The sequence below is a fragment of the Corynebacterium sp. SA-MJD20WY100 genome (assembly GCF_039822565.1).
Taxonomy (GTDB): domain Bacteria; phylum Actinomycetota; class Actinomycetes; order Mycobacteriales; family Mycobacteriaceae; genus Corynebacterium; species Corynebacterium phoceense_A.
This window is the reverse complement of sequence record NZ_JBCJKS010000001.1, coordinates 86,767-105,718: the sequence shown is the minus strand read 5'-3', so window position 1 is coordinate 105,718 and position 18,952 is coordinate 86,767. Positions and strand designations below refer to the sequence as shown.

The 18,952-nt window shown below is 64.6% G+C and carries 20 protein-coding genes and 1 tRNA gene; 8 read left to right on the top strand and 13 right to left on the bottom strand.

Annotation, left to right across the window (positions count from 1 at the left end; translation table 11 throughout):
• Nucleotides 1-38: 38 nt before the first annotated feature.
• From ABJ196_RS00520 to dcuC, 11 genes are all read right to left on the bottom strand, one after another.
• Entirely contained in the window at nucleotides 39-845 is an 807-nt protein-coding gene (locus ABJ196_RS00520; protein WP_347304756.1) for a PHB depolymerase family esterase, read from the bottom strand.
• Between the two features lie 33 nt (nucleotides 846-878).
• Complete coding sequence (gene menE / locus ABJ196_RS00515) at nucleotides 879-2,012, bottom strand: o-succinylbenzoate--CoA ligase (RefSeq protein WP_347304755.1); 1,134 nt, start codon at nucleotides 2,010-2,012, stop codon at nucleotides 879-881.
• A gap of 30 nt (nucleotides 2,013-2,042) precedes the next feature.
• Nucleotides 2,043-2,486 (bottom strand): DoxX family protein, encoded by a 444-nt coding sequence (locus ABJ196_RS00510; protein WP_257052899.1) that lies wholly within the window; start codon nucleotides 2,484-2,486, stop codon nucleotides 2,043-2,045.
• An 84-nt stretch (nucleotides 2,487-2,570) separates the two neighbouring features.
• Entirely contained in the window at nucleotides 2,571-2,720 is a 150-nt protein-coding gene (locus ABJ196_RS00505; protein ID WP_196131257.1) for a hypothetical protein, read from the bottom strand.
• Between the two features lie 19 nt (nucleotides 2,721-2,739).
• Nucleotides 2,740-3,687 carry a 1,4-dihydroxy-2-naphthoyl-CoA synthase gene (locus ABJ196_RS00500; protein ID WP_347304754.1) on the bottom strand — a complete coding sequence of 316 codons (948 nt, stop codon included), beginning with the start codon at nucleotides 3,685-3,687 and terminating at the stop codon, nucleotides 2,740-2,742.
• A complete protein-coding gene (locus ABJ196_RS00495; protein WP_347304753.1) occupies nucleotides 3,647-4,513 on the bottom strand; it encodes a metal ABC transporter permease in 867 nt (288 codons plus the stop codon). The genes ABJ196_RS00500 and ABJ196_RS00495 overlap by 41 nt, the downstream gene beginning before the upstream one ends.
• Complete coding sequence (locus ABJ196_RS00490) at nucleotides 4,510-5,373, bottom strand: metal ABC transporter permease (RefSeq protein WP_347304752.1); 864 nt, start codon at nucleotides 5,371-5,373, stop codon at nucleotides 4,510-4,512. The genes ABJ196_RS00495 and ABJ196_RS00490 overlap by 4 nt, the downstream gene beginning before the upstream one ends.
• Nucleotides 5,370-6,050, bottom strand: a complete 681-nt coding sequence (locus ABJ196_RS00485; RefSeq protein WP_347304751.1) for a metal ABC transporter ATP-binding protein — start codon at nucleotides 6,048-6,050, stop codon at nucleotides 5,370-5,372. Before ABJ196_RS00485 ends, ABJ196_RS00490 begins: the two co-directional genes overlap by 4 nt.
• Entirely contained in the window at nucleotides 6,047-6,973 is a 927-nt protein-coding gene (locus ABJ196_RS00480) for a metal ABC transporter substrate-binding protein (protein ID WP_347304750.1), read from the bottom strand. The genes ABJ196_RS00485 and ABJ196_RS00480 overlap by 4 nt, the downstream gene beginning before the upstream one ends.
• A 411-nt stretch (nucleotides 6,974-7,384) precedes the next feature.
• On the bottom strand, nucleotides 7,385-7,840 hold the full coding sequence (locus ABJ196_RS00475) for a DIP1984 family protein (RefSeq protein ID WP_347304749.1): 456 nt from the start codon (nucleotides 7,838-7,840) through the stop codon (nucleotides 7,385-7,387).
• A 61-nt stretch (nucleotides 7,841-7,901) separates the two neighbouring features.
• The gene (gene dcuC, locus ABJ196_RS00470) at nucleotides 7,902-9,317 is read right to left on the bottom strand and encodes a C4-dicarboxylate transporter DcuC (RefSeq protein ID WP_347304748.1); all 1,416 of its coding nucleotides are present in this window, start codon (nucleotides 9,315-9,317) and stop codon (nucleotides 7,902-7,904) included.
• Between the two features lie 171 nt (nucleotides 9,318-9,488).
• On the opposite strand from dcuC, the gene ABJ196_RS00465 reads away from it, so the two are divergent.
• Complete coding sequence (locus tag ABJ196_RS00465) at nucleotides 9,489-10,505, top strand: o-succinylbenzoate synthase (protein ID WP_347304747.1); 1,017 nt, start codon at nucleotides 9,489-9,491, stop codon at nucleotides 10,503-10,505.
• Here the strand turns inward: ABJ196_RS00465 and ABJ196_RS00460 are convergent.
• Nucleotides 10,502-11,392 (bottom strand): hypothetical protein, encoded by an 891-nt coding sequence (locus ABJ196_RS00460; protein WP_347304746.1) that lies wholly within the window; start codon nucleotides 11,390-11,392, stop codon nucleotides 10,502-10,504. The genes ABJ196_RS00465 and ABJ196_RS00460 overlap by 4 nt on opposite strands.
• 401 nt (nucleotides 11,393-11,793) lie before the next feature.
• Between ABJ196_RS00460 and ABJ196_RS00455 the strand changes: the two genes are divergently transcribed.
• Genes ABJ196_RS00455 through ABJ196_RS00435 form a run of 5 tightly spaced genes read left to right on the top strand, consistent with a single transcriptional unit; the run spans nucleotide 11,794 to nucleotide 16,323 of the window.
• Nucleotides 11,794-12,306, top strand: a complete 513-nt coding sequence (locus ABJ196_RS00455; protein ID WP_347304745.1) for a hypothetical protein — start codon at nucleotides 11,794-11,796, stop codon at nucleotides 12,304-12,306.
• 23 nt (nucleotides 12,307-12,329) lie between these two features.
• Complete coding sequence (menD, locus tag ABJ196_RS00450; protein WP_347304744.1) at nucleotides 12,330-13,970, top strand: 2-succinyl-5-enolpyruvyl-6-hydroxy-3-cyclohexene-1-carboxylic-acid synthase; 1,641 nt, start codon at nucleotides 12,330-12,332, stop codon at nucleotides 13,968-13,970.
• Complete coding sequence (locus tag ABJ196_RS00445; RefSeq protein ID WP_347304743.1) at nucleotides 13,939-14,364, top strand: DUF3592 domain-containing protein; 426 nt, start codon at nucleotides 13,939-13,941, stop codon at nucleotides 14,362-14,364. Before menD ends, ABJ196_RS00445 begins: the two co-directional genes overlap by 32 nt.
• Nucleotides 14,365-14,410: 46 nt before the next feature.
• Nucleotides 14,411-15,610 (top strand): glycosyltransferase family 1 protein, encoded by a 1,200-nt coding sequence (locus tag ABJ196_RS00440; RefSeq protein WP_347304742.1) that lies wholly within the window; start codon nucleotides 14,411-14,413, stop codon nucleotides 15,608-15,610.
• An 11-nt stretch (nucleotides 15,611-15,621) separates the two neighbouring features.
• Complete coding sequence (locus ABJ196_RS00435) at nucleotides 15,622-16,323, top strand: demethylmenaquinone methyltransferase (RefSeq protein WP_347304741.1); 702 nt, start codon at nucleotides 15,622-15,624, stop codon at nucleotides 16,321-16,323.
• 70 nt (nucleotides 16,324-16,393) lie between these two features.
• Here the strand turns inward: ABJ196_RS00435 and ABJ196_RS00430 are convergent, their stop codons facing one another.
• On the bottom strand, nucleotides 16,394-17,629 hold the full coding sequence (locus ABJ196_RS00430) for a geranylgeranyl reductase family protein (protein ID WP_347304740.1): 1,236 nt from the start codon (nucleotides 17,627-17,629) through the stop codon (nucleotides 16,394-16,396).
• Between the two features lie 112 nt (nucleotides 17,630-17,741).
• Here ABJ196_RS00430 and ABJ196_RS00425 point away from each other — a divergent pair, with 112 nt between their 5' ends.
• Together ABJ196_RS00425 and ABJ196_RS00420 are read left to right on the top strand one after the other, a co-directional pair.
• Nucleotides 17,742-18,737 carry a polyprenyl synthetase family protein gene (locus ABJ196_RS00425; protein ID WP_347304739.1) on the top strand — a complete coding sequence of 332 codons (996 nt, stop codon included), beginning with the start codon at nucleotides 17,742-17,744 and terminating at the stop codon, nucleotides 18,735-18,737.
• 104 nt (nucleotides 18,738-18,841) lie between these two features.
• Nucleotides 18,842-18,923, top strand: a tRNA-Tyr gene (locus ABJ196_RS00420).
• Nucleotides 18,924-18,952: the final 29 nt, after the last annotated feature.

Genomic DNA, 18,952 nt, shown 5'->3' with positions numbered 1-18,952 from the left:
AGGTGGTCCACGTCGAGGAAGTGCGCGCCGTTGTGGCGTTAGCCGCCGTGATAGAACATCATCGTGTCGCCGGTGCCATGCATGATGAGGAACGGGATGGCCTCGTTCCGGCAATTCATGTTGACGGGGTCGTAGTAAGCGCCGCCCACGGCGGCCACGCCCGCGAAGACGTGGGGCAGGTGGCACGCGACGACCGCGGTCATGCCGCCGCCGTTGGAGTGACCCGTGGCGTAGATGCGCCGGCGGTCCACGTTGTAGGTGCGGTCGAGCTCATCGATGATCTGCGTGATGAACGCGAGGTCCTCGCCGGGTCGCACGACCGCGTAGGGCGCGCCCTCCCAGCCGTGGTTGATGGACTCGGGGTAGATGCGGATGGCCTCGCGAGCTGCACCCGTCTCGTTGAGGCGTGAGTAGCGGCGGAAATTCTCCGGGCTATCGCGCCAGCCGTCGAAGCCGAAGATGACCGGGGTGGGGCGCGCCGGGTTATAGTGCGTGGGCATCTCGATGAGGTAGCGCCGCGTGCGGCCGGTGGACTGGGTGAAGACCTGGCCGCCGGTGCCGTTGACGAAGAACGGGGTGGGCTTCGCGTTACCCACGCGCGGGGCCGGCGCGGCAGGAAGCTGCGCCTGGGAACTTCCGGGGATGGCGCCGAGCTGCTCGTTGACCTGCGCGGTGAGGTCGGCGGCGGCTCGGTTGAGTTGGTTTGCCGTTTGGCTGCTCATGTGCTGCAGATCATCGAGGGGCGCGGCAGTGGCGATGGGGGTGGCGATTGGGGCGGCGAGGGAGAGGAGGCCGGTGAAGAGCATGGCTGTCTTCGCGCGGCCCCAGAAGTTAACAAATTTCACTCCCGTAACCTTAGTAAAAGCTGTGGTTCGTGTCTATGCTTTCTGAAAAAGGGAGGTGACGGCGCGGCGGTCGACCTTGCCGGGGCCAGTGAGCGGCATCTCGGGCAGGCGTTTTACGTCCTTCGGCACCTGCCAGCGGGGCAGGTCGTCGAGGGCCGTGAGGATATCTGTACGGGAGGCCCAGCCGGTGTAGGCAGCGACGATCATCTGGCCCAGGCGCTTATCGGGGATGCCCACGACGCAGGCGGCATCGACGCCGGGGATGTGGAGAAGGAGCTGTTCGAGGGCTTCGGGGTGGAGCTTGAGCCCTCCGGAGTTGATAATGTTGTCGAGGCGTCCGGTGACGGTGAGGGTGTCGCCGTTGAGGTAGCCAGCGTCGGAGGTAGCGAACCACCCGTCGTGGAAGGCATCGGAAGGCACATTGCGGTAACCGTGCGCGATGGTGGGCCCGCCCAAGAGAATGCGACCGTCATCGTCGATCTGGATTTCCGTATCACGAAGTGAGACGCCATCGTAGACGCAGCCACCGGCGGTCTCCGAGGAACCGTAGGTGGTAACGGGATGAATGCGCAGTTTGCGGGCGGATTCGAGGAGCTGGGGGTGCGTGGCGGCGCCGCCGACGAGAATGGCGTCGAATTCGCGGAGGGCATCGATGCCTTGGAGCGAGTCCATGGCCTTGGCGAGCTGCATGGGGGTCAGTCCCGTGTACATGCGGTCGCCCGTGGCGGCGAGCTCTGCCGCGGCCTGTGCGAAGGCGGGGACGTCGAAGCCGTGGCTGAGATCGAGACAGAGCGGCTCGACGCCGGCGACGAGCGAGCGGACGAGGACCTGGATTCCCGCGATGTGGTGGGCGGGCATGGCGAGTAGCCACTGGCCTGGGCCGCCGAGGCGCTCGTGGGTGGCATCGGCGCTCGCGACGAGATTGGCGGCGGTCAGTTGTGCGCCCTTTGGTGTGCCCGTGGAGCCGGAGGTGGGGACGACGAGGGCGATGTCCTCGGCGATGGATTCGCCGACTCGCATGTGGTTGCGCAGTAGCTCTGCCTTCGTCTTATCCTCGGCGGGGACGGGCACATAGGAATGTCGCCCCGCTATCGCTGCCTCCAGATCGTCCAGGATGGCGGACGGGTCGTGGAGACTAACGGTAAGCGGGGCGAGAAGATGAGTCACGGTATGTAGGCTACCGCGAGCAGTAAGTGTTTAGGCGCGGGCGCGCGCCTTTGCGATGAACTGGTCAGCGGAGTGCATGCCAGGGCCCGCGGCGATGAGCATGAGGGCTGCGGCAAGAATCATGCCGACGAGCTCCCAGCCGCCGCCGTCGACGAAGATGCCGTTGCCGGCGTGGGCGATGGCCCAGGCGCCGATCATGTCGACGGCGACGAGGCCAGCAACCCAGCGGGTGAGTAGGCCGATGATGAGCAGGATGCCGCCGACGAGCTCGATGATGGCCGCGACCGGAGCGGCGATGCCCGGGGCCGGAACGCCCATGCCCTCGAAGGCGGTGGTGGTGCCCGCGATGGTCCACTCGGTGAACTTCTGCCAGCCGTGGGCAGCGAGGACGATGCCCACGATGAGACGAGCGGCGAGCATGACAAACGAGCTCGCGAGGTTCATGGTCGATACGGAAATGCCGGAATACTTCATGGGGAGTGACTTTAACCTTGAAGTAAGGGCGATGGCCAATCCTTGTGCGGGATTTTTACTTTAAAGATAAAGTGACTCGTGTCCCTATTGGTAGGGATTTCCCAGCTCATCGTCGTGATCAAAAGGGCGCTCGTCCGTGTCGCGGGCGTCGCGCAATCCTTTGATCATCCAGACGCGGGCGCCGATGATGCCGCAGAGGGCAACGACGGCGAAGGCGATGGCGAGATAAACCATGGCAGTCTGTGGAACCTGACTAGTAGTAATACGGGAACTCGTCCCAGTTCGGGTCGCGCTTCTCGAGGAAGGCGTTCTTGCCCTCGACGGCCTCGTCCGTCATGTAGGCCAGGCGGGTGGCCTCGCCGGCGAAGACCTGCTGGCCCATAAGTCCATCGTCGGTGAGGTTGAAGGCGAACTTGAGCATGCGCTGGGCGGTGGGGGACTTCATATTGATCTCGCGGCCCATCTGGATGGCGGCGTCTTCAAGGTCGGCGTGGTCGACGACCTCGTTGACGGCGCCCATCTCGTACATGCGCTGGGCGTCGTAGGTGCGGCCTAAGAAGAAGATCTCGCGGGCGTATTTCTGACCCACCATCTTTGCGAGGTAGGCGGAGCCGTAGCCGGCGTCGAAGGATCCCACGTCCGCGTCGGTCTGCTTGAAGCGGGCCTCCTGGCGCGAGGCGACCGTCATGTCACAGACGACGTGGAGGGAGTGCCCGCCGCCCGCGGCCCAGCCGTTGACCACGGCGATGACAACCTTGGGCATGGTGCGGATAAGCCGCTGGACCTCCAGGATGTGGAGGCGGCCGCCCTCGACCTTCTCGCGGGCGGTATCGACGGTGTCCGCGGTCTCACCATCCGCGTAGCGGTAGCCCGAGCGGCCGCGAATGCGCTGGTCGCCGCCGGAGCAGAAGGCCCAGCCGCCGTCTTTTACGGAGGGGCCGTTGCCGGTGAGCAGAACCGTGCCCACGTCGGGGGTGCGGCGCGCGTGGTCGAGGACGCGGTAGAGCTCGTCCACGGTGTGCGGGCGGAAGGCATTGCGCACTTCCGGGCGGTCGAAGGCGATACGGACGATGCCGTCGGCGCGGCTGTCACCGATCAAGCGGTGATACGTGATGTCCGTAAGATCCTCGAAGCCGGGGACCTTAGTCCACAATTCCGGCTTAAACGGGTTGTCCGTGCTGTAAGTTCTCTTCTCGCTCATGACTGACAAATCTAGTCGTTCGCAGCCGTGAGAGCAGGAAAGCGAGGACACCCAGCCCCGCGTCGGTGACGGCCATGCCTGCGGACGTCGCCGCGTTGAGGTGATAGGACAGCCAAAATCCGCCAAGGGCGCCCAGGATGCCAATCCCGCACGCGGCGGCGAGCATGGACATCACGCGCGTGGTGAGCAGGCGTGCGGCACACGCGGGAATGACCATGAGCGCAATGACGAGCATGGCGCCGGCGGCCTGAAACGCGGCCGTCGCTGTGAGCGAGACGAGTGCCATGAACGCGACGTGGAGCCCGCGAGTGCGCAGACCGGCGCTGTGTGCGAAGGCGGGATCGAAGGTGCTGGTTGTGAGCCGCGGGAGGGCAACGGCACAAAAAGTGACGTTGAGAATCGCGATGATGGCCATGACGAGCGCGTAGCCCGGATGCGTGAGCGCGACGAGGTTGAGATCGCCGACCAGGACCGCATGCACGTCGAGGTGGACGTGGCTCATGCGCGTGGAGATGAGGATGACGCCGGCGGCAAAGAGCGCCGGGAAGATAAGGCCCAGCGGGGCATCGCCCGCAAGGAGGCCGGAGCGTCCCAGCCATTCCGTGCCGAGGGCGACGACTAAGCCTGCCGATGCCGCCGTTACGATCAGGACTGGCGAGTCAATGTCCGCAGTAAACAGGTAGCCCAAGGCGATGCCAGGCAGGACCGCGTGGCCGATGCCGTCGATGACCATGGATTCGCGCTTGAGTACGACGAAGACGCCGGGCAGCGCGCAGGCGAGCGCCGTGGCGACGGCGAGGAGGCAGGCGGCAAGTGCGAGACTCATGCGATCACCGCCCGGCGGCGCGGGGAGAAGGCGAGCGACACGGCGACGACGGCCGCCTGCACGAGGACGATGGTGGGGCCGGTGGGAATGGCGAAGCGGATCGACAGTGCGGTTCCTAGGGCGGCGCAGGCGGCGCCGAGAAGGGAGGCGAGACCGATGAAGACGGGGAGGCGGTGGATCCACTGACGGGCCGCGGCGGCGGGGCTCACGACGACGGCGACCATGAGGACGACGCCCACGACCTTGACGCCGAGGACGGTGATGACCGTGATGGCGACGAAGGCGAGTGCGTTGATGATTCTTGTATGCGTGCCGGTGACGCGGGCGAAGGCGGGATCGAAAATCATGACGGAGTGATGGTTGTGCACCGCGGCAAGCAGGACGAGGATGCCCACGCCGATGACGAGGGAGGCGACGACGTCGGCGCGGGTGAGCGTCGAGGCGTTGCCGAGCAAGAAGTCCTGAATGCCGGCCTTGCCCGGCAACGGCGTGCGCGAGACGTACTGCAGGATGAGCATGCCCACGGAGAAGAACGTGGTGAGCACAGCGGCCATGACGGCATCTTGCTTCAAGGGGGTGACCTTGGGGAGAGCGTGGATGGCGGCGACGGCGAGCAGCCCGGTGGCCACGGCGCCGCACACGAGGACCGCGACAGTGCGGCCGTTCATGCCAAGCGCGGTAGCCGTGACAAAGGCGATGAGGAGGCCGGGCAGGCTGGAGTGGGAGACGGCATCGGCAAGCAAGGATTGCCGGCGCAGGTAGACCAGCGGGCCGAGCGCCCCGGCGCATGCACCGATCGTGACGGTGCCCGCGAGCGCCTGCTGGTAGGTGTAGTTGGTGAAGAGCTCGGTGAGGATCATGGCAGACTAAACAACTCGGAGATGGCGGACTCGGTGAGCGTGGTCTCGGTGGGGCCCGCGGCGAGGATTCTACGGTTCGCCACGAGGACGACGTCATCGCAGAGCTCGGCGACCTCGGCGAGGTCGTGGTGGACGAGGATGATGGTCGTGCCCTGGTCTCGCAGCTCCCGGAGGATTGTTGTGATCGTGGCCTGGCTCTGTTGGTCGACGCCGGCGAAGGGCTCGTCGAGGATGAGGATGTCCGGCTCACATGCGAGGGTGCGCGCAAGCAGCGTGCGCTGGCGCTGGCCCCCGGACAGGGCGCTGATGGGATCGTTGCGCTTGTCAGCTAGGCCAACGCGTTCGAGCATGTGGTCCGCGATCTTCTTGTCGCTGCGGCTCGGCCACTGCCACCAGAGGAGGTGGGGCGTGCGGCCCATGAGCGCGACGTCAAAAAGCGTGGCGGGGAAGTCCCAATCGATATCCGCATGTTGTGGCATATAGCCCACGGTGCCGTCTATGTCGATCTGCGCGCCGGGAGCGGGTAGTAGGCCCACCGCCGCCTTGATGAGCGTGGACTTACCAGCGCCATTGGCGCCAATGAGCCCCGTCATCGCTCCAGTGCGAAAGGTAATGGCTACATCCTCGAGCACCGGTGTGTACCCGTAGGCGACGGTGAGACCTGCAAGTCTTATCACTTGGTGAGCGCCTCCGCGACGGCGTGAGCGTTGTGCTCAAAGGCGCCCAAGTAGGTGTCATTCGGGGCGTCGGGGCCCAGCGTGTCTGCGAACAGTTCTTCCGGGGAGACCGTGACGATCCAGCCGCGGGCGCCCACGGCCTCCTTGAGGGAGGTCACCGCCTGCGGGTTCGCCAGGTTGTCCTGGAAGATGACGGGGATCTTCTTCTCCGCGATGGTATCGGCGAGCTCCGAGATTTCCGTCGGGGACTTCGCGGCCTCGGAGGTCACGAAGTCCGTCGCATGAATCTCGAAGTCGAAGGTCTTACCGAAGTAGTTGAAGGCGTCGTGGCCGGTGATGAGGACGCGGGGTGTGGCGTTCTTCAGCTCCGCACGCGCCTTGTCCTCGGCGGCCTGAATCTGCTTCTCATAGTCATCCGCGGCCTGGACGTAGGCGGCGGCGTTGTCCTTATCGACCTCGCCGAGCTTGGCGCCCAGCGCGTCGACGACCTGGGTCCACAGCTCCGGGCTGTTCCAGATGTGCGGATCGTAGAGCTTCTCGCCGTTCGCGCTGCGCTCCGGCCAGGGCAGCAGGCCCGCCTGGTCCACCTTGTCGCCGACCGCGATCTGGTTGTCGCCCAGCGACTCGAGTTGGTCGATCATCTGTGCCTCGAGGTGCAGGCCGTTCCACACGACGAGGTCCGCGGACTGCATGGCCTCGATGTCTTTCGTCGTGGGTTGGTACGTGTGCGGGTCGCCGCCCGGGCCGACCATCGTGGTGATCTCGGCGTCCGGCGCGATGTTGTGCACGGCGTCAGCCAGGTAGCCCGTCGTGGCAAAAACGGTGAGGTGGTCCTTCGGTTTGTTGGCGCTCGCATCGCTCGAACACGCGCTCAAGGCCAGCGCGGCGGCGCACAGGGTGACAAGCGCAGGAATGCGTTTCACGTGCGTATCTCTCATTTCTCTAAAATTGAAGTAAAGAGTTCAATTGATTGAACATTGAAAAACGTACATACCTCCTACACTTATTGCAAGTGATTGTGATTTAGACCCCGTGAGTATGCGAAAAGCGGGGACGCGTCATCGCGTCCCCGCTGTTTTGAACGTGTAGTCCCCTTGCCCAACCCTCGTCCACGTTCCCTCATCCCAGCGCGGCGGTGGTGATATGTGAGCGGTGCGCGGGGTTGTTACCCGCTTGTGCTCCTGTGACATGTGCGGCGGACTGCGCAATACGGTGGGAAGACTTGAACTTCCCAGCCTGCTCCGCTACCAGGCTGCCAACAGAATCCTTGGGTTTTCTCGTCCAAGGCCGAGGTGCGCTCGCTGATGTGGGGTGGCGTGGACTACCAACTACGTTTAGACGACTTCGGTGCTCCAGTTCTTCTGCTGAATCTTTGTGTCGAGCTCCCGGTAGGCCTTGGAGACTTCGTCGATCTTCTTTCGCAACGCCGCGACGTCGAGGGTGGAGACGAACTTAATCTCGCTGCGGGAGAACCGGTCTTGGCGCGCGGCGGCGGCTTCGGCGGCATCGGCAAGCAGGCGGCGACGCCGGATGAGTCCGTCGCGGTCCGCGAGCGCCGCGGTGAGGTTGCGCTCGGCGTCGAACGCGGTGGCCGAGTTTGTCGCGTTGATTGCTTTGACCAGCTCGTCGATGCGGTCCACGAGGTGTTCTGCCTCCGTGAGGAGCTCCGCCGGATCCTCGTCTGGGGTATCGCCCTCCTGGACGCGGGCCACGGCGATGATGCGTGAGCGTAGTTCGTCGAGGCGGGCCTGGGCTTCAGCGCGCTCGGCGAGGGCTTCAGCTAACAACATGGTGAGTTCCTTTCGTTTCTCCCTCGCTTGTGGTCTGCGGGGAGCGTATCGTTACGCACGATTATCCAATAAACATGAACGCGAAGAGCGTGTTGAGGATGGTCGCGGTGATCATCGGTACAGAAGTGCGCTTGACCAGGCGAATGGGGTTGACCTTGATGGCGCCGGAGACGATGAGGACCGCGGCGTTGACCGGGGAGACCTGGCGCATGAGGTTGGAGGTGCCCCAAATCGCGGTGAGCATCTGTGGCGCGTGAATGGACGTCTCGGCTGCGAGGCCAGGGACGACCTCGGAGAAAGCGAAGTACGGAGCGGTGCCGGAGCCGGTGAGCGCGGACATCGCGGCGGTCGCGGCGACGAAGATGAGCACGATAATGACGGCTGCGCCGGACGAACCCTTGGTGGCGTCGATGAGCATGTCGATAACGCCCATTTGGGTAATGCCCTCGACGAGGACTGCGGCGGCCACGAGGAGGGCGACTACGCCGGCTGCGCCTTCGCCCATTCCCTTGAAGAAGGACTTGGTGGAGTCCATGGCGGTCTCGATAGAGCGGCCGCGGATAGCCTCGATGATCATCGCAATGAAGAGGGAGACGACGGTGACAGGCAGGATGTCAGCCTCGAAGGGGATGACGCCGGTGCGATTGAGAATGGCCGAGATGATGATAAGTAGCAGCGGGAGCAGCGGCAGGATGGCGTAGAAACCCGGCAATCCGGCGGCGCGCTCGATGGCTTCCCGGGCAGTGCGTTCGGATTCGCTCTCCTCGATGGTTTCTCCGGCGTGTTCTTCCACGTAGTGTTTGCGGTCCGACTTGTCGCAGCGGTGTTGCCACCACATGTGGACAAACGCGGTAATGAGCAGGGTGGGCACGGTGGCGCGGGCGACGGAGCCGTAGACGAATTCAGTGACAGACATGCCCGTGAGATCCGCGCCTTGAATGAGGCCAGCCTCAAGCGGCGTCGGGATGATGGTCGAGGAGGTCACGACGATGGCGGCGACGGTGAGCGGCGTGAGCCCTGCGGCTATGAGCGCCGGCAGAAGTGTCGCGACGAGGAGCAGGGAGAGCGCTGCGGCGGACGGGATGACGAGCGTGAGCAGGGAGCCGATGACGAAGCCGACGGGCACCAGCCAATAGGAGCCATTAAAGCGCTTGAGCGGCGATGAGAGCATGACGACGGTCTTCGCGTCCGCGCCGATATGGCGCATGTAGGACACGAAGCCGAAGAGCACCATAATCGCCATGCCGATGCCGCTGAAACGAGCCTTGAACAGGGCGTCGACGACGAGGAGCTGGTCATAGAACGCGTTGCCGGTGGCTTCGATGTCGGTGGTGCGCATGTCCGCGCGGCCGGTAAGTGCGGCGAGCATGAGGAGGACGACGCCTACTCCGAAGATGGCGGCGGCCGCATGAACCTTTTTATAGATGAGCCACACTACGGCCGCGATGGCCGCGAGGGCAATGATGAGATAGAGCACGGTAAGTCAATTCCTTCACTGGTACGAAGAGCTGCCGCCTGGCATACGCTGCTGGCGGTGGGGCTCCGAAAAGCGAGAGAAGGCTAACCGCGGTTGTTATAACCTTTCCTGCTTAGGTTATCACCCCGTGTAGACCAGTCGCACCTCGTGGGGTGCATTATTCTGGGCCGTATGCAGATTAACGTTGACGACGTCCTTGACCGCGCGCGCGTGGTTGCCCTTCCGCTGGCCGTACAATTCCGCGGCGTGACCACCCGCGAGGCTCTCCTCATCGAGGGGCCCGCCGGCTGGGGCGAGTTTGCGCCCTTCCTCGAATACGGCCCCGAAGAGTCCGCGCACTGGCTGGCCGCTGGCCTCGAGGCCGCGTACGAGGGCTTCCCTTCGCCCGTCCGCTCCGAGGTCGAGGTCAACGGAACCATTCCGGCCGTGCCGGCGGAGATGGTGCCCGAGGTCATGCAGCGCTACCCGGGCTGCCGCACCTTCAAGATTAAGGTTGCCGAGCCGGGCCAGACGCTCGCGGACGACGCTGCGCGCGTTCAGGCCGTGCGCGAGGCAGTCCAAGACATGGGCCGCATTCCCGTCCTGCGCGTGGACGCCAACGGCGGCTGGAGCGTCGACGAGGCCATCGAGGCCGCCAAGGCGCTCATGCCGCTTGACTACATGGAGCAGCCCTGCCGCACCGCCGAGGAACTCGCCGAGGTCCGCTCGCGCCTCATGCGCTCCGGGCTTTTTGTGCGCGTTGCTGCCGATGAATCCATTCGCAAGGTCGCAGACCCCTACCGCGTTGCCGAACTTCAGGCTGCCGATGTCGCCGTGGTCAAGGCCGCCCCCCTCGGCGGGGTCAAGCGACTGTTGCAGATCGCCCACGACTTGCGAGCGCGCCATATGGACATCACGGTGGCCTCGGCGCTCGACACCTCGGTGGGAATCTCCATGGGCCTCGCCGCCGTGGCCGCGCTCCCCAAGATCCTCGACGATGAAGACATCGACGTTACCCCGGCCGCCGCGGGCCTGGCCACCGGCTCGCTCTTTATCGAGGACGTCTGTCCGCCGCGCGAGCTCGTGGATGGCTTCCTGCGCGTGGAGCACCCCGCGCCGTCGGAGGACCGCCTCACCGCGTTGGCCGCCTCTGCCGAGCGTCGCGACTGGTGGTTCAACCGTGTGCGCGAGAGCTGGAAGTATCTCTAGAAGCGTGTGCCAAAGCTCAAGCCTTCGTGGAACTGCCAGGCTGGACTCTTCAACGTCCCCGGGACCGGCGAGTGTGGGCGCAGTGTTGTGCGGTGCGCAACGGTCTCCTTGATAACGTCGCGCACTAACTCGAAGTGATAGTTCGTGCATGTATCGGTGAATTTCAGAGGTGCCCAGCCGAGTTGCACGGCCTGAATGGATTTCCACAGGCCGATATAAAAGGTGTCATTGTTGTTGTGCGGCAAGTGATAATGCAGTGAATCCCAGTCGATGACGACGCGGGCTGCGGGGAAGGCGAGGTCCCAGTAGTAGGCCTCGAGCTTGAAATTGGGCACAGGCTCGAGGCCGGCCTTGCGCAAGCGAAACAGCATTGTGCGTTCCCACTTGGAGGCGGTGCCCACGCCTGCCTTAAACGCAAGCTCTCGAATGGCGTTGGGGCGCTTTAATTGGGCTAAATCTGCTTCGAGACGCTCACCGCCGCGGATGCCTGTGTAGTGATTGAGTAGGAGATTTCCTGGATTCTCAAGCTTCTCATGGGAAAGCGCGTCGGAGAGGGCTTGCGCGACGTTGACTGTCCTTATGCCGTTGATGGATCCGCTTGGGGCCTCGGAGCGGATGAGGCGGATGTGTGAATTCGCCAATGGAGTTCTAGTGTGCGGCACGCGCAGGAGGACGGGGCGAGATTCTTCCGTCAAGTCATGGAGGGCCAGGGCGTTGAGTCCGGTGACCGCGCCTTCGGGATACAAACTCGCGATGTCGGCGAGGCTTCCCGTCGTTGAGTAGATACCGGCCTTGAGTTTAATGAGTCGGCCATCGGCTACCGCCTTGTTCTGGCGAGTCTTGGTTGTGCCGAGCTCTCGGAGTTGTTGCGTCGTGTAGATCGTCATGACCTATTGGACTGAGCTAGCAACGTGGAGGTTCCACGCGCATGCCAAAACCCCACCCGAACTTACGGATTCTGTACAGCAATCCACAGTACGGGTGGGGTTTGGCGTGCCTCTGGCGCCCAGAGCCGACCCAAACTCTGGGTACCTGTACGGAATTTCCGTGTGTGGGTGGGGTGTGGGCTTTAGCTATCGCTGGGGAGTCGGAGGTCAGCACAGCTCTCGGTCCTAGGCTAAGTGGCTCGTTCACACTAGAACGGTCCCCCTATTAATAACGGAACACTCGGCGCTTTAAATATTTGTGCACGCATTTAAGGGGGCGTTTCTTCAGCCGACTCACAGGTTGACCGTGTACCTCTTTATGCATGCCTACTAACTCCCCCAATAATGGCCGGAACGAGCGGATGAGCGACGATACTCAGCAGTTCGAGCGTCCGCGCCAGGTCTTCCCGGAAGACGAGACGCGTGTGCAGCCAGCGCAGCCGCAGTATCAGAACTATCAGTACCAGCAGCCAGCACCCCAACCGGCACCCCAACCGGCGTCCCAGCAGGCACCACGGCAAGAGCCGCCGCGCTCCTATGACGTGCCGGAGGAGCGCTCCTCGGGAAGTGGCATGACGGGCATTCTTGTCGGCCTGCTCGTGTTGGCGCTCATCGCGCTCGCAGCGTTGGCCTATATGTATACGCGCGCCGCGACCCAGGAGCCGCCTGCGCCGGAGACCATGACGCAGACGGCCACGGCGACGGTGACGGAAACCCAGAGCCCCGTCACGCAGACCCAGACGGAGACCGTCACCGAGACAGTGACGGAGACGCCGGAGCTCACCCGGGAGCTGCCTACCTCGCTGCCCAGCGACTTGGGCGAGGGCGCTGATAACGTCGACGATCTTCTCAACGAGATCTTCGGCGGAAATTAGGGCACGGGCTAGACTGGGCTGCTATGGACCAGACCGCACAGACCGAATCCATTGAGCTGGCGCAGGCCGTCGCCGCGCAGCTCGCGCGCCACTGTACTGACGTTGTCATTTGCCCAGGCTCGCGCAACGCGCCGCTCAACTTGGCGCTGCTCGCCCGTCCGGATCTCAAGGTGCACACGCGCGTCGATGAGCGCTCCGCCGCGTTCCTCGCGTTGGGCCTGGCGCGAGTGCAGCGCCGCCACGTCGCGGTCGTCATGACCTCAGGCACGGCCGTGGCTAACGCGCTGCCGGCGCTGGTCGAGGCGCGCCACTCGCACACGCCGCTCGCGGTGGTCTCCGCGGATCGTCCGGAGCGCCTTGTGGGCACGGGTGCTTCGCAAACCATCGAGCAGCAGGGCATCTTTAGCAACTTCGCGGACACGACGCAGGTCGCGTCGCCGGAGGATATTCCGGCGATGGCGCAGCGCTTTACTCAGGACTTCGCGGTGCATATCAACGTTGCGCTTGACGTGCCGCTCGTGGGCACGGAGCTTCCCGCTACGCCGGATGACCGCACCCTGCGCCGCGCGCCGTCCGTGCGCTTCGTGGACCACGGCGAGGTCGAGGTCGACCTCACCCGCAATACGTTGGTCATCGCGGGAGACGAGGCCTGGGACGTCGAGGGCCTTGAAGACGTGCCCACCATCGCAGAGCCCACGGCGCCCGCGCCGTACCATCCGGTGCACCCGCTCGCGGCGAGCATCTTCCGCAAGGACCAAGTAAGTGCGAACGACTACGTGGTCAATACGCGTGTCGAGCAGGTCATCGTTGTCGGCCATCCGACGCTGCACCGTGGGGTGCTGGCGCTGCTCAGCGATCCCGATATCGAGTTCGTGACGCTCTCGCGCACGGCGGACTTCACGAACCCGCGCGGCGAGGCCGCCCGGAAGGGTACCCGCGTCAAGGTGAGCGGCGAGCCCACGCGCGACTGGATGAAGGTCTGCGAGGGCGCGGCCGAAATGGGCGGCGCTGCGGTGCGCGAAGTCCTAGAAAATAAGGACTATGGATTTACCGGCCTGCATGTCGCGGCCGCCGTGGCGGACACGCTCGCCGTGGGTGACGCGCTCGTCCTCGGCGCCTCGAATCCGGTGCGCGATGCCAGCTTCGTGGGTCTTCCTTTCGACGGCGTGGAGACTTACTCGCCGCGCGGCGCCGCTGGCATCGACGGCACGGTGGCCCAGTCCATCGGCGTGGCGCTGGCCACCCAGTCCCGCGAGGCCACGGAGATTCGCGCCCCGCGCACCGTCGCGCTCATGGGGGACATCACGTTCCTCCACGACGCTTCGGCTCTGCTCATCTCGCCGGGTGACCGGCGCCCGGAGAACCTCACCATCGTTGTCGCGGACGATAACGGTGGCGGCATCTTCGAGACCCTGGAAATCGGACAAGAATCCCTGCGCCCTGCTTTCGAGCGGGCTTTTGGGACGCCGCAGGAGGTGGGCATCGGCAAGCTCTGCGAGGCCTACGGCGCAGACTATCGTGAGGCAAACTCGGCGCAGGAGCTGCTCGACCTGCTCGCGGAGCTCAAGGAAACCTCGACGGGGATTACCGTTGTGGACGCCCGCACGACGCGCGGCACGCGCCGGGCGCTCCATGCCGAGCTCGCCGCGAAGACCAGTGTCTAGGAGGCGCGTGCGGCAGGTGCTGCTCGCGGTCTACGCGGTGGCACTCCTGGGAGCCTTTGCCATGGTCGCAGGCCCCTTCATGAATGACCGCTCCATTGCGGTGGAGCCGGGCCGAGCGCTGGCGACGGTGACGAACGTGGGCTGGCTGCGCACGTCCGTCGATTTCCAGGACGCGCAGGGGATCTACCATTCGCCGCCCACGGGACTCATCTATCCCACGGGCCTGGGCGAGGGGCAAAAGGTCTGGGTGACGTATAAGCTGTCGAATCCGGACCTGGTCAAGGTGGAAGGGCGCGAATGGACGCTGTCTATCATCCCGGCGCTCTCCGTCGCCGTGGTGGCGAGCCTCATTTTTGGGCTAGCCTGGCGGGCAACGAGCCGGAAGAAGAATTAATGTTGAGTTCACCCACTGGTTTCTTCGACCTGTAAAGGTATAACACATGCGTGTCGCCATTGTTGCTGAATCTTTCTTGCCCAACGTCAACGGAGTAACCAACTCTGTGCTGCGCGTCCTGGAGTACCTGCATGCGGAAGGACACGAGGCCATCGTTGTGGCGCCGGGCGCGCGCGAGGGCCAGGAAGAGATCCCGGATTACCTGGGCTTTCCCATCCATCGCGTGCCCACGGTGAAGGTCCCGCTTGTGGATTCCCTGCCGGTGGGCGTGCCCACCTCCGCCGTGGATGGCGCCATTCGTGACTTTCAGCCGGACATCATTCACCTGGCCAGCCCGTTCGTGCTCGGCGCGGCCGGCGCCTTCGTCGCGCGTCAGCAGCGCATCCCGGCCGTCGCGCTTTACCAAACGGACGTGGCCGGCTTCGCCACGAAGTACCACGCCTCCGCGCTGGCCTACGGCGTGTGGGAGTGGCTGCGCACCATCCACAATTCCTGCCAGATGACGCTCGCGCCGTCCTCGCCCACCATCGCGGACCTGGAAGAACACAACATCAAGAACGTGCGCCACTGGGGCCGCGGCGTGGACGCGGTGCGTTTCCATCCCTCCAAGCGCTCGGAAGAACTGCGCCGCCAGTGGGATCCCACGGACTCGAAGAAGATTGTGGGCTTCGTGGGGCGCCTCGCCGCGGAGAAGGGCGTGCACCGCTTGGACGGGCTCGATGAGCGTTCCGATATTCAGGTCGTCATCGTCGGCGATGGTCCCGAGCGCCCGCTCCTCGAGGCCCAGCTGCCGCACGCGATCTTCCTCGGCGCACTCGGCGGCGAGGAGCTCGCGCAGGCGTACGCCTCGCTCGATATCTTCGTTCATGCTGGTGAGTTCGAGACCTTCTGTCAGGCCATCCAGGAGGCGCAGGCCTCGGGCGTGCCCACCATCGGCCCGCGCGCTGGCGGCCCCATCGATTTGATTGAGGAAGGCTACAACGGCCTGCTCCTCGACGTCGACACCTTCGTCGAGGACCTGCCCGGCGCCGTGGACGCGCTGCTGAACCCGGAGATCCACACGGAACTGCGCAAGAACGCCCGCGCCTCCATTGCGAATAAGACGTGGGACGCGCTGTGCCGCCAGCTCCTGGACTCCTACGAGGAAGTCCTTGAGGACACGCGCCGCGTGCCGCTGACCATCATCGGCCAGCGCCCGGAGCTGCCGCGCTGGGCCGCCCGCGCTCTGGGCGCGCGCGTGGCCTAGACTGGTTTTCCGTGGCGAAATTTAACCTCAAGGCAGATCTCGACAAAGACCCCGCAGACGTGGCGAAGATGTTCGATGGCGTGGGCAAGAACTACGACATCACGAACACCGTCCTCTCCTTCGGACAGGACCGCCTCTGGCGTAAGCGCACACGTGAGCGTCTCGGCCTGCAGCCAGGGGAGAAGGTCCTCGATCTCGCCGCTGGCACCGCCGTGTCTACGGTGGAGCTGGCCAAGTCCGGCGCCTGGTGCGTGGCCTGCGATTTCTCGCGCGGCATGCTCGCGGCGGGCAAGGAGCGCAACGTGCCCAAGGTCGCGGGCGACGGCATGCAGCTGCCCTTCGCGGACAACACGTTTGACGCCGTGACCATCTCTTATGGCTTGCGCAATATTCACGACTTCGAGCTCGGCCTGCGCGAGATGGCCCGCGTCACCAAGCCCGGTGGCCGCCTGGCTGTGGCGGAGTTCTCCAAGCCCGTCATTCCGATCTTTGGCACGGTGTACAAGGAATACCTTATGCGCCTGCTCCCGCCGGTCGCGCGCCTCGTGTCCTCGAATCCGGACGCGTACGTCTACCTCGCCGAGTCGATCCGCGCGTGGCCGGAGCAAAAGGAACTCGCCGCTGCCATTAACCGTAACGGCTGGACGGGTGCGAATTGGCAGAACCTCACCGGAGGGATCGTGGCGTTGCACAGCGCGGTCAAACCGGCGTAGTTCCGGCAGTTCACGACAACGAAGCCCTCAGATCCACGCGGATCTGAAGGCTTGTTTGATGTGAAATCCCTTAAGACCACAGTGGGGTGTCACGGCGCGCCCACGCCACGCCGTGACCCGCCAGTTTCCAGGCGCGCGCGATGAGATCGCGGTCCTCGTCCGTGACGAGGTTGCCCATGAGCCGCGCCGCAGCGGGCATGAGCATGCGGCCCACGGGGCCGCGCAGGGCGACAGGGCCCGCGACGGGGAGGAACTGTGGGTACGTAAGCAGCCGTGCGGCGGTGCGGGCGAGCACGAAAGCCTCGCCATAGGCAGCGCGCAGGCGGTCCGGCCACACGAGAGTGAAGTCCTTTCCTCCCAACAGGGAGACGGCCATGGCGGCGGTCTCCAGCCCGTAGTCGATGCCCTCGCCGTTGAGTGGGTTGACGCACGCGGCGGCGTCGCCGATGAGCATCCAGTTCGCACCCGCGACGGTGCTTACGGCACCGCCCATGGGCAACGCTGCCGATGCCACCTTTTCTACCGGTCCCAGACCCCACTCAGCGCGCTGCTGCGCGGCGTAGGTCTCCAGGAGCTTCTTGGTGTTGATCTTCGCGGGGCGGGACTTTGTGGACAGCGCGCCTAAGCCGATATTGACGTGGCCGAGCTCCGCGCCCAGCGGGAAGATCCAGCCGTAGCCGGGCTGGACCACGCCGTCGGCGTCCTTGAGCTCGACGTGCGAGTGCATCCAGCCCTCGCTGGCGCGAGGGGAAGAGGAATACGAGCGCGCCGCGATGCCGTACACCTCGTCTTTGTGCCACGTGCGGCCGAGCTGCTTGCCGAAGGTGGAGCGCACGCCGTCGGCGACGATGACCCACCGGGCTTTCATGGTGTCCGTGGCGCCCGAACCATCAACGACAGAAAAACTGATGATCCGGTTTCCGTCCAGCTCAGGCGCGGCGGCCGTGCCGTGGAGCAGTGTTGCCCCGCTGGCGACGGCCTCACGTACGAGGAGCGCGTCGAACTCGTGGCGGGGAAGTGCCGTGCCCTCGTTCGTCGGGTATGTGTCGGGCCAGGGCGCCGTGACGGAGCCGCCGTAGCCGTGGAGCTTGAGGCCGTGGTTGCGGTAGCTCGGGTTGACCTTGATGCCGAGGAGATCCAGTTGATGCATAGCGCGCGGGGTAAGCCCATCGCCGCAGGTCTTATCGCGGGGGAAGGCGGCGGAATCGAGGAGCGCCACCGAGTGTCCGGCGCGGGCTGCGTGGATGGCGGCCGCCGCGCCAGCGGGACCGGCGCCGACGATTGCTACATCAAAAAGCTGGGGCATGAAACCCATTGTGGCAGAGCGGGCACCTCAACTATGTCTCAACCCCGCAAGTGGACTAGGTTAGTAGGAGATTATTGACGTCAACGACTGCCACAAAAGGATCAGTACAAATATGAGCAAGGGCGACAACACAGTGGACCTGGGTGACTCGCAGCTGACCGCGCGTGTGGCCGAAGGCGTCGCCGCTGTGGAAGCCCGCCTGCGTGAGGAAATCGATCGCGGCGAAAGTTTTGTGAGCGAGAAGGCACTGCACCTCACCGCTGCTGGTGGCAAGCGTTTCCGTCCCATGATGGCACTGCTGGCTTCCGAGTATGGCGAGCGTCCAGGCTGTCCGGACGTCATTACTGCGGCGACGTCGGTGGAGATGGTCCACGTGGCAACGCTTTATCACGACGATGTCATGGACGAGGCTGACCGCCGCCGTGGCGTGCAGTCCGCGAACTCCCGGTGGTCGAACTCCGTGGCCATCCTCGCTGGCGATGCGCTGCTCGCGCACGCCTCGCGCCTCATGTCGCAGCTCGACACCCACACGGTGGCGCACTTCGCGGATACCTTCGAGGAACTCGTCACCGGCCAGATGCGTGAGACCATCGGCGCGGGCGAGGCCAATGCCATCGAGCACTACACGGCCGTCATCCGTGAGAAGACCGCCGTTCTCATCGCCTCGGCGGCCTACCTTGGCGCCTACCACTCGGGTGCCACTCTGGAGCATGCCACCACGCTGCGCAAGATCGGCTCGCTCGTGGGCATGATTTTCCAGATCGTCGACGACATCATTGACATCTTCTCCGACCCGAAGGACTCCGGTAAGACCCCGGGCACGGACCTGCGCGAGGGCGTGTTCACCCTGCCGGTGCTCTACGCGCTCGAGGAAGATACCCCGGTGGGTGAGGAGTTGCGTGGTCTGCTTACGGGCCCGCTGACTTCCGATGCCGCCGTGGACCGCGCCCTGGAGCTCCTCCATGCCTCCACGGGACGCCAGCAGGCGCTCGAAGCCGTGCAGGGTTACCTCGACGAGGTGGAGCACGAGCTCGATTCACTGCCGCAGAATTCTGCGACCGCAGCGCTGCGCCGGCTGGCGGAGTACACCGTCAAGCGCGTGGGCTAGGTTGCTGAAAACGCAGCGGAGACGCGGCGAAATGGCAGATACCCTGCCGATTTGGCGAACGTCCCAGCACTTAGTAAAGTTATCTCTCGCACCGCAAGGTGCACGCCAGGTTGCCCGAGCGGCCAAAGGGAGCGGACTGTAAATCCGCCGGCATTGCCTTCAGAAGTTCGAATCTTCTACCTGGCACAGATAAACCCCGCGCTTTCCATCAGGAA